The 14,568-nt window shown below is 63.7% G+C and carries 11 protein-coding genes; 3 read left to right on the plus strand and 8 right to left on the minus strand.

What is annotated here, in order from left to right:
- Positions 1–31: 31 nt before the first annotated feature.
- On the minus strand, positions 32–901 hold the full coding sequence (locus SH412_RS02395; RefSeq protein ID WP_336521910.1) for a DUF3472 domain-containing protein: 870 nt from the start codon (positions 899–901) through the stop codon (positions 32–34).
- Between the two features lie 280 nt (positions 902–1,181).
- Here SH412_RS02395 and SH412_RS02400 point away from each other — a divergent pair, with 280 nt between their 5' ends.
- A complete protein-coding gene (locus SH412_RS02400) occupies positions 1,182–2,852 on the plus strand; it encodes a 30S ribosomal protein S1 (RefSeq protein WP_336521911.1) in 1,671 nt (556 codons plus the stop codon).
- Between the two features lie 86 nt (positions 2,853–2,938).
- Here SH412_RS02400 and SH412_RS02405 read toward each other — a convergent pair whose 3' ends face one another.
- Positions 2,939–3,682: a sugar phosphate isomerase/epimerase family protein gene (locus tag SH412_RS02405; protein ID WP_336521912.1), complete on the minus strand. Its 744-nt coding sequence runs from the start codon at positions 3,680–3,682 to the stop codon at positions 2,939–2,941.
- Positions 3,683–3,908: 226 nt separating this feature from the next.
- On the opposite strand from SH412_RS02405, the gene SH412_RS02410 reads away from it, so the two are divergent.
- Positions 3,909–4,478, plus strand: a complete 570-nt coding sequence (locus SH412_RS02410) for a hypothetical protein (protein ID WP_336521913.1) — start codon at positions 3,909–3,911, stop codon at positions 4,476–4,478.
- 74 nt (positions 4,479–4,552) lie between these two features.
- Here SH412_RS02410 and SH412_RS02415 read toward each other — a convergent pair whose 3' ends face one another.
- From SH412_RS02415 to SH412_RS02435, 5 genes are all read right to left on the minus strand, one after another.
- Complete coding sequence (locus SH412_RS02415; protein WP_336521914.1) at positions 4,553–6,079, minus strand: hypothetical protein; 1,527 nt, start codon at positions 6,077–6,079, stop codon at positions 4,553–4,555.
- A gap of 250 nt (positions 6,080–6,329) precedes the next feature.
- Positions 6,330–7,271 (minus strand): L-lactate dehydrogenase, encoded by a 942-nt coding sequence (locus SH412_RS02420; protein ID WP_336521915.1) that lies wholly within the window; start codon positions 7,269–7,271, stop codon positions 6,330–6,332.
- A gap of 237 nt (positions 7,272–7,508) precedes the next feature.
- Positions 7,509–8,849, minus strand: coding sequence for a PhoPQ-activated pathogenicity-related family protein (locus SH412_RS02425; RefSeq protein ID WP_336521916.1), 1,341 nt, complete (start codon positions 8,847–8,849; stop codon positions 7,509–7,511).
- Positions 8,850–8,903: 54 nt separating this feature from the next.
- The gene (locus SH412_RS02430) at positions 8,904–9,356 is read right to left on the minus strand and encodes a hypothetical protein (protein ID WP_336521917.1); all 453 of its coding nucleotides are present in this window, start codon (positions 9,354–9,356) and stop codon (positions 8,904–8,906) included.
- 222 nt (positions 9,357–9,578) lie between these two features.
- Entirely contained in the window at positions 9,579–10,661 is a 1,083-nt protein-coding gene (locus SH412_RS02435) for a DUF1559 domain-containing protein (protein WP_336521918.1), read from the minus strand.
- Between the two features lie 631 nt (positions 10,662–11,292).
- Here SH412_RS02435 and SH412_RS02440 point away from each other — a divergent pair.
- The gene (locus SH412_RS02440; protein ID WP_336521919.1) at positions 11,293–11,745 is read left to right on the plus strand and encodes a Fur family transcriptional regulator; all 453 of its coding nucleotides are present in this window, start codon (positions 11,293–11,295) and stop codon (positions 11,743–11,745) included.
- Positions 11,746–12,009: 264 nt separating this feature from the next.
- Here the strand turns inward: SH412_RS02440 and SH412_RS02445 are convergent, their stop codons facing one another.
- Positions 12,010–14,448 (minus strand): sodium-translocating pyrophosphatase, encoded by a 2,439-nt coding sequence (locus SH412_RS02445; protein ID WP_336521920.1) that lies wholly within the window; start codon positions 14,446–14,448, stop codon positions 12,010–12,012.
- Positions 14,449–14,568: the final 120 nt, after the last annotated feature.

The raw sequence follows: 14,568 nt of genomic DNA on the forward strand, positions 1-14,568 counted from the left end.
CAGACCGTGAACAGGAGGGGGACCCGCTGGCTCAGCGGGGAAGCACGGGGAGATCGGCGGGGAGCCGACGTTCGTCAGCCGATTCTGTCAGCTCGATCCAGTCCTTCAGCTTCGCACCGCTGTTGACCGTCTCGCCCCCAGTGGCGAGGAAAAATCCCTCTTGCCGCAGCCCGGCGTCGATGTTGAGGACCGGGTTGGCGTCGGCCGTAAACCGAGCCCGCCCGATCGCCAGCCAGTTTCCATTCGTGCTGCGGACCCAGCCGTTGCCAAATCGAGCTTCGCGGATTTGCGTCGCCGAGACCCGGTTCCGGCGGAAATCTTCGAGAAAACAGTAGCAGCCCCGCAATGGCTTGCCGCCGTTTGGCGCCGAGAACGTCACCAGCCGCCGCCACGTCTCCTCTTTGGGCAGGTACAGGAACCCGGAGTATTCCGTCCGAGCAGCATCGATGCGGCTGGTCAGCAGACAGCGATACGTCACGCCCGTCTGCCAGTCGAACGGAAAGAACGACTGTCCGCCGCTCCCTTCGTTGCCAAAGCGCCCGGCCCGGACGGCGGGATCGTTGTAGACCACCTGCACCCGGCGTTCTTCCGGCGTCGCCTGCGGATCGTTGTTTTCGGAATCCCAGACGGAAAAAATCGCCAGTTTCTTACCGTCCGCCAGTTCCTGGAGGCCGAAGTATCCCTGATCCCACCCGCAGACCATGAAGAACGAGCCCGGGGCCGACTTCTCGATCGTGACTTCGTTGTAGAACGCCGTGCCCGCGGGAGCATCGAAGCCCAGATGGACCGATCGACAGGCGACGCCCTTCAGACCTTCATCTGCAACGACCGTAGAATGCCACAGAGCCAGAAAACCGACCAGAAGACCGAAAATCGCTCGATCTGCACTGGTCCGGCCCATGCGTCGCCCCCCGCCGTGAGAGTGAGAAATCCGCTCCTGACCGACGAAGTTTCGCACAGTCCGCGGATCGCCGCAAACCCGTGATCGGGAAACCTGAAACGGCATTGGCCGGGGAGTCGCCGGAAGGTGGCATTCCGTAAAGAGGTTGAGTAATCTGACGGGCACGTTCGGGGAAGTCCGATGCCCGGGTTCCCGATGTCTTTGACGGCCCGAACGACCACTTCCGTCACAAGAGCGAATTGCGGAACCTCTGAGCCCCCCGGTGAAGGATGCAGCGAAGATGAACGGCGAACAGGCGGTGCCGTCCGACGAGACCCTTTCCTCCGAGCCCCAGTCCTCTCCGGAAGCCATTGCGCCCGCTGCGGAAACAGCTCCCGTTGTGGAAGCAGCGGCCCCGGCCGCTCCCGCTTTGGAAGCTTCTCCGGGACCCGAATCTTCGGCCCCCGCCGAAGGCGAACCGGTCGCCGCGGCTCCTGCGGAAGACGAAGAAGTCCCGAAACGCAAGGTTCAGCTCAACCCCACTCAAGAAAACGCACCCCGCCCGGTGGCAATGTTTGCGGGCACGACCCCCGCAGCGCCTCCCCCGGCCGACGCCGCCGGAGCGGCAATCTCTGACGCTGCGGACGCGATGTCCTCCATGCCGATGTCGGCGACGGTGGCCTCCGGCCCCGTCGCCCTGCCCGAGGAAAAGGTCGAGCTGGAAGCGTCGCTGGAGGCCGAACTTGAGGCTGCCATGGCCGGCGAACTTTCGGCTCCCGTTCCCGTCGTCCCCGAGCCCGGAACAGCCGGCGATCGAGACGCTGTCCCGCTGCCCCAGTCGGAAGACCAGCTCGAACCGGGAACGCGCCTCAAGGCGAAGGTCCAGAGCGTCACCGCCGAGGATGTTTTCTGCGAGGTCGGCTTCCGCGTCCCGGGAGTGCTGCCCCTGCGGCAGTTTCCCAGCGGGAAGCATCCCAGCGTCGGCGAGGAGTTCCTCGTCCACGTCGAGAAGTTCGACCCGGAAAACGGCGTCATCCTGGTCAACCTGCCCAAGACCACCCGTCGTCCGAAGGGGAACTGGGAAGACCTGGCCGTCGGCCAGATCGTCGAGTGCCTCGCCAACCGCACCAACAAGGGCGGCCTCGAAGTCACCATCAGCAACCTCCGCGGGTTCCTGCCGGCCAGCCAGGTCGACGTCGGCTTCGTGTCGTCGCTGGATGCCTATGTCGGGCAGAAGCTCACCGTCCTCATCACCGAGGTCAACCCCGCCAAGCGGAACCTCGTCGTCAGCCGCCGGGCGATCGTCATCGCCGAGCGAAAAGAGCTGGCCCAGGGATTCTGGGAGAAGGTGGAAGTCGGACAACAGCTTCCGGGCCGCGTGAAAACGATCAAGGACTACGGCGCGTTCATCGACCTCGGCGGCGTGGATGGATTTCTGCACGTCGGCGAGATGAGCTGGACCCGGATCAAGCATCCGTCCGAAGCCGTACAGGAGGGGCAGCAGGTCGACGTGGTGATCCTCTCCCTCGACCGCGAGAAGGAGAAGATCGGCCTCGGCATGCGGCAGCTTGCCCAGAACCCCTGGGTCAGCGCCGTCGACAAGTACCCCGTCGGGCGGACGGTGACCGGCAAGGTCTCCCGCGCGACCGATTTCGGGGCTTTCATCGAGCTCGAACCGGGAGTCGAAGGTCTGGTTCACATCAGCGAACTGGACCACCGGCGGGTCAAGAAGGTGACGGACGTGCTGACCGTGGGCCAGGACGTGCAGGTGCAGGTGCTCGAAGTGGCTCCGGACCGGCAGCGGATCAGCCTGTCGCTCAAGGCGCTCAAAGAGAAGCCGGAGAGCGAGAAGCCGAAAGAAGAAGAGCCGGTCGTGCCGTACGAACGGAAGCGGAAAGAGCCGCTCCGGGGCGGAACGGGCGGAAACGGCGGCGGGGGTCTGTTCGGCAATCCGACGGACTTCGGCCGATAATTTCCGCCGGCAACTGCCAGCAACGACGACGCCCGGGAGAAATCCCGGGCGTTTTGTTTGTGAAGGGCCTGAAACTCGCAGACAGATTACAGCAACGTCTCGAGCAGCATGCGGATCTTCCGCATCTCCAGCGAACGGTCTGAATCCTTCAGCAGTTCCGGCAGGATCTCGACCGACAGCGCCCGGCTGTAGTCGCAGCGCTTCAATTGAGCGATCACTTTGCCGTAGTCGATTTCGCCCAGACCCACCGGCACCTGCAGATCGGTCCGCGACGAGTCGCGGAGATGCACGTGATAGGCATAGGGGTAGACCTGTTCGTACCGCTGGTTGGCGAACTTGCCGGCGATGTAGTGGCTGAGGTCCAGCGTCAGCCCCAGACCGGGGACGGCCTGGCAGATTTCCACGGCGGTTCGCGGGTCTTCGGTCAGACGCCCTGTCTCGGTCTTCAGCGACAGGCGGATGCCGGCCACGTTTGAGGCGGCCAGCCGCTTCCGCAGCCGGTCAATCTCTTCGTTAAAGGGTGTCCCCAGCTCGGCGGCAGGCAGGGTAATCTGGGCAACTTTGATGTTTTTGCTCAGCTTACAGAGCCCCTCGAAGACTTCCTGGGAGACATCTTCTCCCAGGCACAGAGCAATGGGGCTGAGCCGGGTGACGTCCCGAAGCTGGGCGATAAAGCGGTCGGCATTCCCGACCACTTCCGAGGGCTTCAGGTGCTGACTGCTCTCGGACATCCAGACCTCGAACTTGTCGTATTCGAGATCGGTGAGAGCCTGGCAGGCTTCCCCGAATGGCAGATCTGAAAAACACCGTGAAGACGCCGCGACGAACACTCCCCATACTCCCTTGGACGGAGGTTACGTTCAAGAACTGCAGGCATAAGAGGTTACAGCCAAAACTGGCGCAACACGTGCAGTCCGACAGCGCGAGAATTTATCGCGATTGGGCAGTTTCTGCAAGGACGATCATCCGCTCCGTGCGATCCGCGGCTGCGTTTTGTAGGGATTGTCCGCATTTTAACCGGCATTCGGTCGATACAGAACTGCAAGCGATGGCCTCATGGTGCACGGCACCGCCGGGCAGGATGCCCAGACGCGGGCGAGAGAGGGAATTCCGATGATGCAGAAGATGACCTTGGGACTGGTGGCGCTCGTGGCCTTCACTGCGAACACGGCCACGGCCGGGCTGCCGAAGATCTTCCGCGCACAGACGCCGGACCCGGCAATGTCCAGCGGACCGTCCGTCTATGTCGACGAAGGGACCGGCCCGATCATCGGCACGGCTCCGGGCTATGGGGAACGCCCGCGCCATCCGGGCAAGCATAACGACTTCCGCATGTACAACGGCGTGCAGAACCATAGCTTCGGCTACGGCAACGGGTACTACGGCGGTCACGAAGATTACTACCGCCCGGGTCACCCGCCGGTGAATCCGCAGTACCAGGTCTCCGGTCAGGGGAACTGCCCCTGCGGCAACGCGGGCTGCACCGGACTGCCGCACCACTACAACACGTATCGCTACAAGGGGTACGACAACAATTACGTCTACCCCTCCAGCCAGGTGCCCGCCGGGATGGTCACCTACCCGTACTACACCCACAAGGGGCCGTCCGACTTCTTCATGAAGTAGACCGTCCGCGGACGACGACTTGAGAAATTGCAGAACCCGCGTCGACGTCAGCGTCGACGCGGGTTTCGGTGTTTTCAGCGTCGGGTGAGGATGACTGCGACGCGGTCCTCGAAGTCCACGCGCCAGACCGGATCGTTGCGCAGGCTGTCGATCAGGGCTCCGCGATTGAGGGGATCGACGACGACGGTGTTGATGTCGTAGAGATCCAGCAGTTCCCGCCAGCCCGCGTCCTGCCGGAGCATGCGCAGGTAGTCGCGCCAGATTTCCGGCGGAATCAGGTGGGCGTGCGAGTTCACAAACACCTGCAGACCGGGAGGACCCGCCCAGAGCAGGTAGTCGCCCCACTCGTAGGTGTTGAAGACCAGCCCCGCCGGCGGTCGCTCGCGCAGGAATTCCGTCGCACTCACGGGAGTGAAGGACGAGACGGAGTTGCTGACCTCCGATTTCCCGGCTGTCGGGCTCCGCCCGAGCGGGCTCGCCGCCAGCGCAGAAACCACGGCGACGCAAACGATTCCGGTCCAGATGAGACGTCGGGGTACTGCAGTGGCCTCGTACGGCTTCCGCCGGAATTTCCGCCACGTCGCCCGAGCGTGCAGAATCAGCAGATACGCGGCGGCGGGCGACCACCAGGTCAGCAGTCGCGCACTCGACAGCCCGCCCAGGGCCAGGCCGACGAGCAACAGTCCTTCCCAGGTCTGAATCCGACGGGGTGTGACGCCAGACAGGACGAGCAAACCGATGGCCGCCGCTGCAAAGGAACGTCCTGGCTGCGACTGCAGTTCGAGCGGCTGCCACTCCGTCAGATCCGCCAGATTCGGACATCGTGCGACGTTGAGCACTTCGGGGATGAGGGCGGGGCCGTAGGGATTGATCGCCGAACCGGCCGCCGCCAGCGCCAGCCAGAGAATCAGCGTTCGCACCCGTCGATCGTGACGGACGGCCATCGGCGAGCGAGTTCGACGGAGAATGTCGACGGAGCGTCCCGTCAGAAACACGGCGATCAGCGCCAGTCCCAGCAGGAACGAGCCGTGCAGATTCGCCCACAACGCGAACAGCAGCGGAATCCCGAACCCGTCCCGGTGCGATGAGCGACGCGCCGTTAATCGCCACAGCAGCACGACGTAACAGGCCGTTCCCGCGAGTTGCGGTCGGATCACGTAGAGATGAAACCAGTCGAGCCAGAGGTAGATCAACAGTCCGGCGATGCCCCAGCGCCAGTCCCGGACGCGCCGGTGAGCCAGGGCCAGCCATGCGGCGCTAATCGACGTCAGCAGACCGCCGAACAGCATTTGCAGACCGGCGACGCCTTCCCACCGTTCGACGGCGTAACCCACGATCTGGCTCAGCCAGGCGGTGTCGATGAAGGGAACATTTGTGGCGAGCGGCAGCAGGGGTTCCGTTTTCGGTAAGGCGCCGGTTTCCCAGATCAGTCGGCCGTAGGCGAGGTGACCCCAGAGATCGGTATGCCACAGGGGGCGCCAGGCGCCGTAGACAAAGACGCCGGCCAGCACGACCGCGAAGACGGCCGTCGTCCGTGTCACCGAAAAACGGGGCTGCAGGCCGGAATCTCGCATGCGGGCATCGTACGGCGTAGAGCCCACGGGTTGCACTCCGTCCGCCTGGCGGCGGACTCCGTTTCACCCGTGGCTACAACCCGTCGCCCCTTTCGGGGCTCAGGACGGGGGCTGACTGTGTCTAATGTTTGAACTCGTTCCCAGGCGGAGCCTGGGAACGCCCTCTTGCGATGCTCTGCATCGCGGCCAATAGCGTCCGCCGCCGCGAACGAAGAGCGAGGCGGAGCCTCGCTGTGGAGGGTTCCCAGGCGGAGCCTGGGAACCAGATTCTGTCAGGTCACAGCTTCAGGGACGTGATGGCCTCGCGGAGGATGCCCGCGCTGCGTTGCAGGGCGGCCTGCTCGGCGTCGTCCAGCGTCAGCGGCATGGAGGCGATCAGTCCCTGGCCGCCGACGATCCGCGGCAACGAGAGCGTGACGTCCTGGACGCCCGCGACTTCCGCCGTCGGCGAGCAGACGGTCAGGACCGCCCGCTGATTGTGCAGCACCACATCGACGATGCGCGCCAGGGCGCTGCCGATGCCGTAGTAGGTGGCGCCTTTCCCTTGAATGATGTGGTAGGCGGCCCGGCGGACGCGTTGATCGACATTGGCCCGCTGTTCGGCCGAGAGCGTCATGCCACGGACCCGGCAGAACTCGTCGAGTCGCAGTCCGGCGACTGCGGTGAGCGACCACGTCAGCACTTCAGAATCGCCGTGCTCGCCGATGACGTATCCGTGGATGTGATGCGAGTCGACTCCCAGATGCGTTCCCAGCAGCGTACGGAACCGGGCGGTGTCGAGCGTCGTCCCGGAACCGATGACGCGATGCGCCGGCACGCCCAGCTTGCCGGCGAAATGGGCCGTCAGGTGCGTCATCACGTCGACGGGATTGGTCGCGACGACCAGAACCGCCTCGGGGGCGTACCTCAGAATGGCGGGCACGACTTCGGAAAAGACGGCCGCGTTCCGCTCCAGCAGTTGCAGCCGGGTTTCGCCGGGCTGCTGGTTCACTCCCGCGGAAATGATGACGACCCGGCTGTCGGCCAGCGCGTCATAGTCGCCGCTCCGGACCGTGAGCGGATGCGAAAACGGAACGGCATGAAACAGATCGTCGGCTTCCGCGTCTGCCCGACAGGCATTCCGATCGACCAGGACGACTTCGCGGCCGACGCCCTGCATGACGAGTGCATATGCTGCGGTCGAACCGACCAGTCCGCTGCCGACGATTCCGACTTTCATCTGATCGCTCCTTCACGTGTCCCAACCTTGCACCAACGCGAGTGGTGGCGCCCTCGAATCCTATCGGGTGGCACGCTCTGAGTCTTCGAAGGGCGTGTCTTCAACACTGGTCGAAGGCCACGCCCACCGCAAAGCCTCCGGGCGTGTCACTCGGCTCGTACCCCTGTCGAACACGAAAACACCCCGCGCGGCGTGCCACGCGGGGCGTTTCATCATTGTCAGTCGACGACGAATCGCTCAGTTTCTGAAGACCTGCGTCGTCAGCGAGTAGACCGTGCCGTCGTGCTCGTATTCCAGTTCGACGAAGGTGGCCACGTTCTTGCCGGCGGGAATCGCCCGCAGCACGTGGAATTTTGGAGTGGGCGTCTCGACCTCCGTGGGAGACCACTTCGATTCGCGGAAGTCGAACGAAGGCGATTCCGCCGACCAGTGTCGCACGTTGACCGGCATCTGATCGGCGACGACGTCCAGCCGGACTTCCGCCGGGGTCTTGTCGAATTTCCAGGTCACTCCCGGCAGCGGCCGGCCGGTGGCGGCGTGACGGAAGAAGACGGCCAGCGTCGTCAGGGCGAAGGCTTTCCGGTCTCCGAGGTTGTGGCCGACGTTCGGAGCGGCCAGCACGGCCCGCGGGCCGACGAGGTCGTCGTAGTACATCCGCATGGCGTCGACCGTCCAGTAGCGGTCGTTGGTCCCGACGATCAGCAGTTTGGGGAGCGTGAGCTGCTTGCGGTAGGTGTAAGGATCCATCATGTGCCAGAGCCGGTCTTCGCGCTCGGTCTTCGGCTCGGTTTCTTCCTTGACCAGTCCTTTGCTGGTGTAGTCGGCGATCTGCTCGCTGTAGGCGCCCCAGGTTTCCTTCTGATACTTCATCTGCGCCGGGAAGTTGAGCGTGTCGATGACGATCGGCGCGGTGCCGACGATCCGTGGATCGACGACGGGGGTGAGCCAGCTCGTCCAGCCGCGTTTGGAAGCTCCCGTGATGACGAAGCCGGTGACTTTCGTCTTCCGGTCCTGTTCGGCGAACTGCTGGAGGGCGTCCATGGCTTTGACGGCGCTTTTGACCATCGGGAAGAGCAGGGGCCAGGTTTCGTCGCCGGTGGCGAGATACTTGAGCCACGTCTCGGTGATCAGGTCGTCTTCGAAGCGATCGCCGAACAGGGGCTGGTTGGGGACCTGGTGGATCGTGGCGACGCGGGCGCCGCACAGTTTCGCCAGGAGGAGTCCCTGCTGGATGTCACCTTCCTTGGGCTCCTTGCCGATTGCGCCTCCGGTCACGAACAGGAGCATGTGATCGGTGATCTTCAGCCCCTCGGGCTCGTAGACCATCAGGTCGTGCTGCCAGGTGAGATTCTGCCAGGTTTGCGAGGTGAGCTTCAGATGCTGGACGACGCCGAGACCGGGGAACTTTTTCTCGCCGAGGTTCTCCCAGCGGAACTCCGGTTCGGGGCGTTCCATGTAGTTGAAGATGGCTTTGGGGACGTCCATCGAGGGGGCGGGGGATTCGGCCCAAGTCCGCGCGGCGCTCAGCAGGAGCAGGACCGCTGCGACCGGCACAATTCGAGAGCAGAAGCATTTCATGCGTGGAGAATCCAGTCAGGTGTTGAGGCTGTGGCGACGGGCCGATGCCGTCGACTACTCTGTTTTCAACTCAAACGCAGGGAGTTCCTTGGTGCTGGCGGTGATCTCCGCCTGCAGCCCGGACTTTCCACGCACGACGTACTTTCCTTTGAGCAGATCCGGGCCGGGTTCGGCATTGCCCATCATGATTTGCTGCTGGGTCGGCTGCACGGAGGGATCCGGCCAGACGACGGTCACATCGTAGCTTCCGACGGCGACGCCTTTTTCAAGGGCCGAGACCAGGGCAAACTTGCCATCCGGGTCAACGGCGCCTGACGCCGTCACGCCGGCCGGGTCGTCTTTTGGGAAGAAGAGAATGGTCGCTCCGTCGGCCGGCTTCCCGTCGACCATCACGCTCCCCGTCACGGGGACAACGGGTTTTCCGGCGGAGCATCCTCCGGTCAGGAGGAGGGCGACGACAACGGCGCTGGCCCGGCAGCAGCGGCCCGCGAGAAACCAATGAAGCATAGGAGTCTTTCCGGATGCGGGGCGATTCTCGCAAGAACAAATGGGTCCGCGGAAGAAAGCGTCGATATCGTTATCGTTTCAACGTCTCACTCTGCGGAGCCAGAGATAGTGCGGCAGCCGGGGCGAGCGATTCTGCTGCCATCGAGCCTGAACGGGGGGGGGGCGCGACGACCCGTGGCCGAGTTCCGGCGATGGCAGCGAGCGGACGCCGCGGGGAGCCTGTCAGTCGATCCCCAGAGCTTCACCGCCATCGCGGGAAACGATGGCTGCCAGGACTGCGGCGGACATGTTTTCCGAGAGGAACACCACGGATCCGTCGCCCCGCAGCGCATGAGCGCCGCCAACGTGGAACGAATACAAGTTATTCTCGTTAATCACATTGATTGCCGAGCACCCGGCCTGCGTCGGGTTAGCGATGTCGGCGCCGCTGTAACCCCGGAGGTGACGGGCGACGTTGACGTCTCCGTAGAATACATTCAACGCAACGTTCCCCTGAGGCGGCCCCCAGGTCTGGTTCGGCAGCGCCTTGCCGCGGAAGTAGAGATTCTGCTTGCCGGCCAGTTCGACGAAGCAGAGCGTCGTGGAGAGTCCGTCCGTCACCTCTGCGAACTTGATCGTCGACTTCTTGCCAGCCGGATCGGTATCCGGATCTTTATCGGGAAGTCCCAGCATGGCGTTGTGCGTCGTCGTGCTCGGCATGCCGGCGCAAACGGCGAAGCTGCTGTGGAGTCCGCGGAGCGGAACGTAGTCAGTCCGGGGCATGATCATCGGGCCAAGCGGCAATCCAACGGAAGTGAAATAGGGACCATAGTCGCTCAGGAGTCCGCCGGGGGTGGAAGGGCAGACAAACCCCGGAATGGATTTCGTGGCGTCAATGCTGAGAGTTCCGTAGGCCGGCGGCATATTGCGGGGATCGACATACGATCGCTTCAGATCAAACATGTTGTAGATCGCGGCCTGATCCATGAACGGCAGCAGGTGAAACAGCGTCCCCATCGTGGTTCGCTGCGTCGTGCCAGATCCATACGGATTTGGCGGCGTCGGATAATCGACCGTCGCAATGATCTTCTGCCAGGCCGGCATCGAGCCGTATGTCGACTCGTGATTGTGGAGGGCCAGGCCCATCTGCTTCAGGTTGTTGCGGCACTGCGTCCGGCGGGCGGCTTCGCGCGCCTGCTGGACGGCGGGGAGGAGCAGCGCGATGAGAATGGCGATGATGGCGATCACCACCAGGAGCTCAATCAGCGTGAAGCCGCGCGGTTGACGCGACGGCGAGGGACGATTCGGTCGACGGAGTGTCAGCATGGTGCGCTTCCTGGAGAATCCATGGAGAGTAATGGAGAACGACGGAGTCGAAGCCGAGAAACCGGCGGTTTCGAAAGAGAAGGGAATCGTAACCTTAGCGGCCAACCACATTCAAATAAAAAATCAGGGAATTCCCCACTGTCAGGGGGGGAAAGTCCCTCCTGAGTGAAGACCGCTGGCGGCGGATGGGGTCAGACCGGTTCGCTCGTCCAGAGGCCGGTGGACTGGCCGTCTGCGGGCGGGTGCGGGCGGACGATCATTGTGGGAAGGCCGCGACCGGGGAGTTCTTCGGCGTCAGACCGAGGTTTGGCGGAGAGGCCTCCGATGTACGAGTATGATGGACGTCATTCGTTCTTCGACGGCGTAGGACGAGCCATGCCGCTTGCGATCACGACAGACGCGGGCGTCCATCGTACGGGGATTTCGCGGGCAGGCGTTTCCATCGAGGAGGAGTTCTCCTGGCGTCAACACCGGCGGACCGGCAATTGCCGACGGCGCCGCCCTGCCGGCTATTGCCGGCCGGACCCGATTGCACCTGCAGTTGCAGGGGTGCTATCATTCAGTGTCACGGTTCGATTGGGGAGCAATCCTTCGCTTTCCGACGAACTCACGTGCAAGACGGCGGGACACCATGGGCGGCAATCCACAGAACGAAATCGATCAGGTCCCCCAGATCCGAGCCCTGCTGGGCGGGGTCGGCCTGCGGACGACGGCGGCCCGGCTGGCGGTGGTCCGCCGCCTGCAGCGCGCCACGTCGCCCGTCAGCCATGCCGAAGTCGCGGAAGAACTGGTGCCGCTGGGGTTCGACAAAGCCACCGTCTTCCGGAATCTGACGGATCTGGTCGACGCCGGTCTGGTCACCCGCACCGAACTGGGAGACCACGTCTGGCGTTTCGAGCTGCGGGATCAGGCGCATCCCGATCGGGGCCATCACCCGCACTTCGTCTGCGTCGACTGCGGCAGCGTGACCTGCCTGCAAGAAGTCGACGTTCCCAAGACGATGCAAAAGAGCTGGTCGCGGATCGGCGACGTGACGGAAGTGCTTCTGAAAGGCCACTGCCACGCCTGCTCTCAGAAGGCGTAGCCTGCCGACTCCGAGATGGGTTAGACGTGGTTGCCGCATTCGGCGGCGATGGGCTGTAGAGGCATCGGAGACCCGGTCTGGCTGAGCGGCCCAGACCGGGGCATCGCGAAGACGCTCCTGCCCCGGCCACCCGTCACTGTACTTCACGCTTGCTCGGATGTAGGGTGAGTCGAGTCCGCGAGGCTCACCACTACTGCCTTGATTGACGGTGAGCCTCGAAGACTCGACTCACCCTACCCAGACTCGACATTCACCGGACTGACTTCATTCCGCCGCAGCGACGATCCGCATCTTGTAGAACGAGCGCCAGACGAAGTAGAACGCGCCGGCGAGGAAGGCGGCTCCGAGGACGGGGGTCAGCGTCGGCTGGTTGATCTTGACGGCCAGTTCGACGGCGAGAATCCCGAACAGCGTCGTGAATTTGATGATCGGGTTCAGCGAGACCGAGCTGGTGTCCTTGAACGGATCGCCCACGGTATCGCCGACGACCACGGCGTCGTGCAGCGGCGTCCCCTTCATCTTGTAGCGGACTTCGACCAGTTTTTTGGCGTTGTCCCAGGCGCCACCGGCGTTGGCCATGAAGACCGCCTGGAACAGTCCGAAGACCGCGATCGACATCAGATAGGCGATGAAGAGATACGAATCGAGGAACGCGAAGCCGAGCGTCAGCAGGCAGATCGCGCAGAAGATGTTGAACATGCCGGTCTGAGCGTACTCGGTGCAGATCTGCACGACTTTTTGGCTGTCTTCGACGGAGGCTTTCGCCGGGCCGTCGACATCCAGTCGGATATGCTTCTTGATGTATTCGACGGCGCGGTAGGCCCCGGTGGTGACGGCCTGGGTCGAGGCTCCGGTGAACCAGTAGACGACGGCGCCGCCGCACAGGAAGCCGAGCAGCACCATGGGGTCGGTGATGGCGAGTCGCTGCATGGCGTCCGGGTGGCCGCCGGTGAGCATCAGGACCAGCGAGAAGATCATCGTCGTGGCGCCGACGACGGCGGTGCCGATCAGCACGGGTTTGGCGGTCGCTTTGAAGGTGTTGCCGGCGCCGTCGTTTTCTTCGAGGAAATCTTTGGCGTGCTCGAAGCGGGGTTCGAATCCATAGTCGCGCTGGACTTCGGAGCTGATGCCCGGGGACGATTCGATCATGGAGAGTTCGAAGACCGATTGAGCGTTGTCGGTCACGGGGCCGTAGGAGTCGACCGCGATCGTCACCGGCCCCATCCCCAGGAAGCCGAACGCGACGAGTCCGAAGGCAAAGACCGACTGGTAGCCGGACATCAGTTCGGGGGGAATCAGCGTGCCGATGGCCCAGGCGGCGCCCATCAGGCCGGCGATCGACATTCCGGTCCAGAACGCGCCGAAGTTGCCGGCGACCAGGCCGGAGAGGATCGTCAGCGAGGCTCCCCCCTGTTCGGAGCTGCTGACGATTTCTTCGACGTGTTTGCTGCTGAGGCTGGTGAAGACCATGGTCAGGACGGGGATCAGCGCTCCGGCGACGGTGCCGCAACTGATGATGGTCGACAGTTTCCACCAGAGGCCCGCCGAGGCGCCCTCGAGGCTTCCCAGGAGGACGTACGACATGACGTAGGTGACGACGACGGAGACCGCGGAGGTGAGCACCACGAGGCGGTGGAGGGGGTGTTCGAAGTCCATTTTGTCGACGGCGCCGAATTGCCGGGTGGCCCAGCGTTCGTTGGCGAGGTAGGACCCGAGGGAGGTGACGATCATCATGGCGCGCATGACGAACAGCCAGATGAGCAGCGTGGCCTGGAGGGCGGGGTTGGCGGTCATGGCCAGGGCGATGAAGGTAATCAGCGCGACGCCCGTGACGCCGTAGGTTTCGAAGCCGTCGGCGGTGGGGCCGACGCTGTCGCCGGCGTTGTCGCCGACGCAGTCGGCGATGACGCCGGGGTTGCGGGCGTCGTCTTCTTTGATTTTGAAGACAATTTTCATGAGGTCGGCGCCGATGTCGGCAATTTTGGTGAAGATGCCGCCGCAGATCCGGAGGACGCTGGCGCCCAGCGATTCGCCGACCGCGAAGCCGAGGAAGCAGGGGCCGGCTTTATCGGGGGGGACGAACAGGAGGATGATCAGCATGAGGGCCAGTTCGACGCTGATCAGGAGCAGGCCGATGCTCATACCGGCCTGGAGGGGGATCTGCAGCACGGGGAGGGGTTTGCCGCGCAGTGCGGCGAAGGCGGCGCGCGAGTTGGCGTAGGTGTTGATCCGCATGCCGAACCAGGCGACGCCGAAGGAGCCCAGGATGCCGACGACCGACCAGAAGAGGATCATCGCCACGGTCGGGAGCGGCAGGCCCACGAAGGCGTAGTAATAGATGAAGATCACCGCGCCGATGAGGACTTCGAGGATCGCCAGCAGCCGGGCCTGCGTCAGCAGGTACGTTTTGCAGGTGGTGTAGATCAGCTCCGAAACTTCGCGCATGGAGCCGTGCGTCGGGAGCTGCATGAGGCGGCGGGCCTGCCACAGGCCGAACGCGGCTCCTCCCGCGCAGACCAGCAGCCCGCCAAATAACAGCACCTGGCCTGAGAGACTGACGCCCAGGGCGTCGATGGTTGCGGTGCGGACTTGCGGGAGGACCAGATCGGCTTCGCCCGCTTGAGAAATTGAGTTGCCGATCAACAGGAAGCAGAAACTCAATACGGCACAGGCGGCCCGTCGCAAGCCCAGCACCAACGTCATCGAGAATTCCTTCGAAGGCAGTTTGTCCCAGGTGGAGTGGGGTGGCGCGTTCGCGTCGCCGGCAGCCAGCTTACGCAAATTTCACATCGCCAACCTTCGATTTGTTTCGCACATTGGGGA

The organism is Planctellipticum variicoloris (assembly GCF_030622045.1).
Taxonomy (GTDB): Bacteria; Planctomycetota; Planctomycetia; order Planctomycetales; family Planctomycetaceae; genus Planctellipticum; species Planctellipticum variicoloris.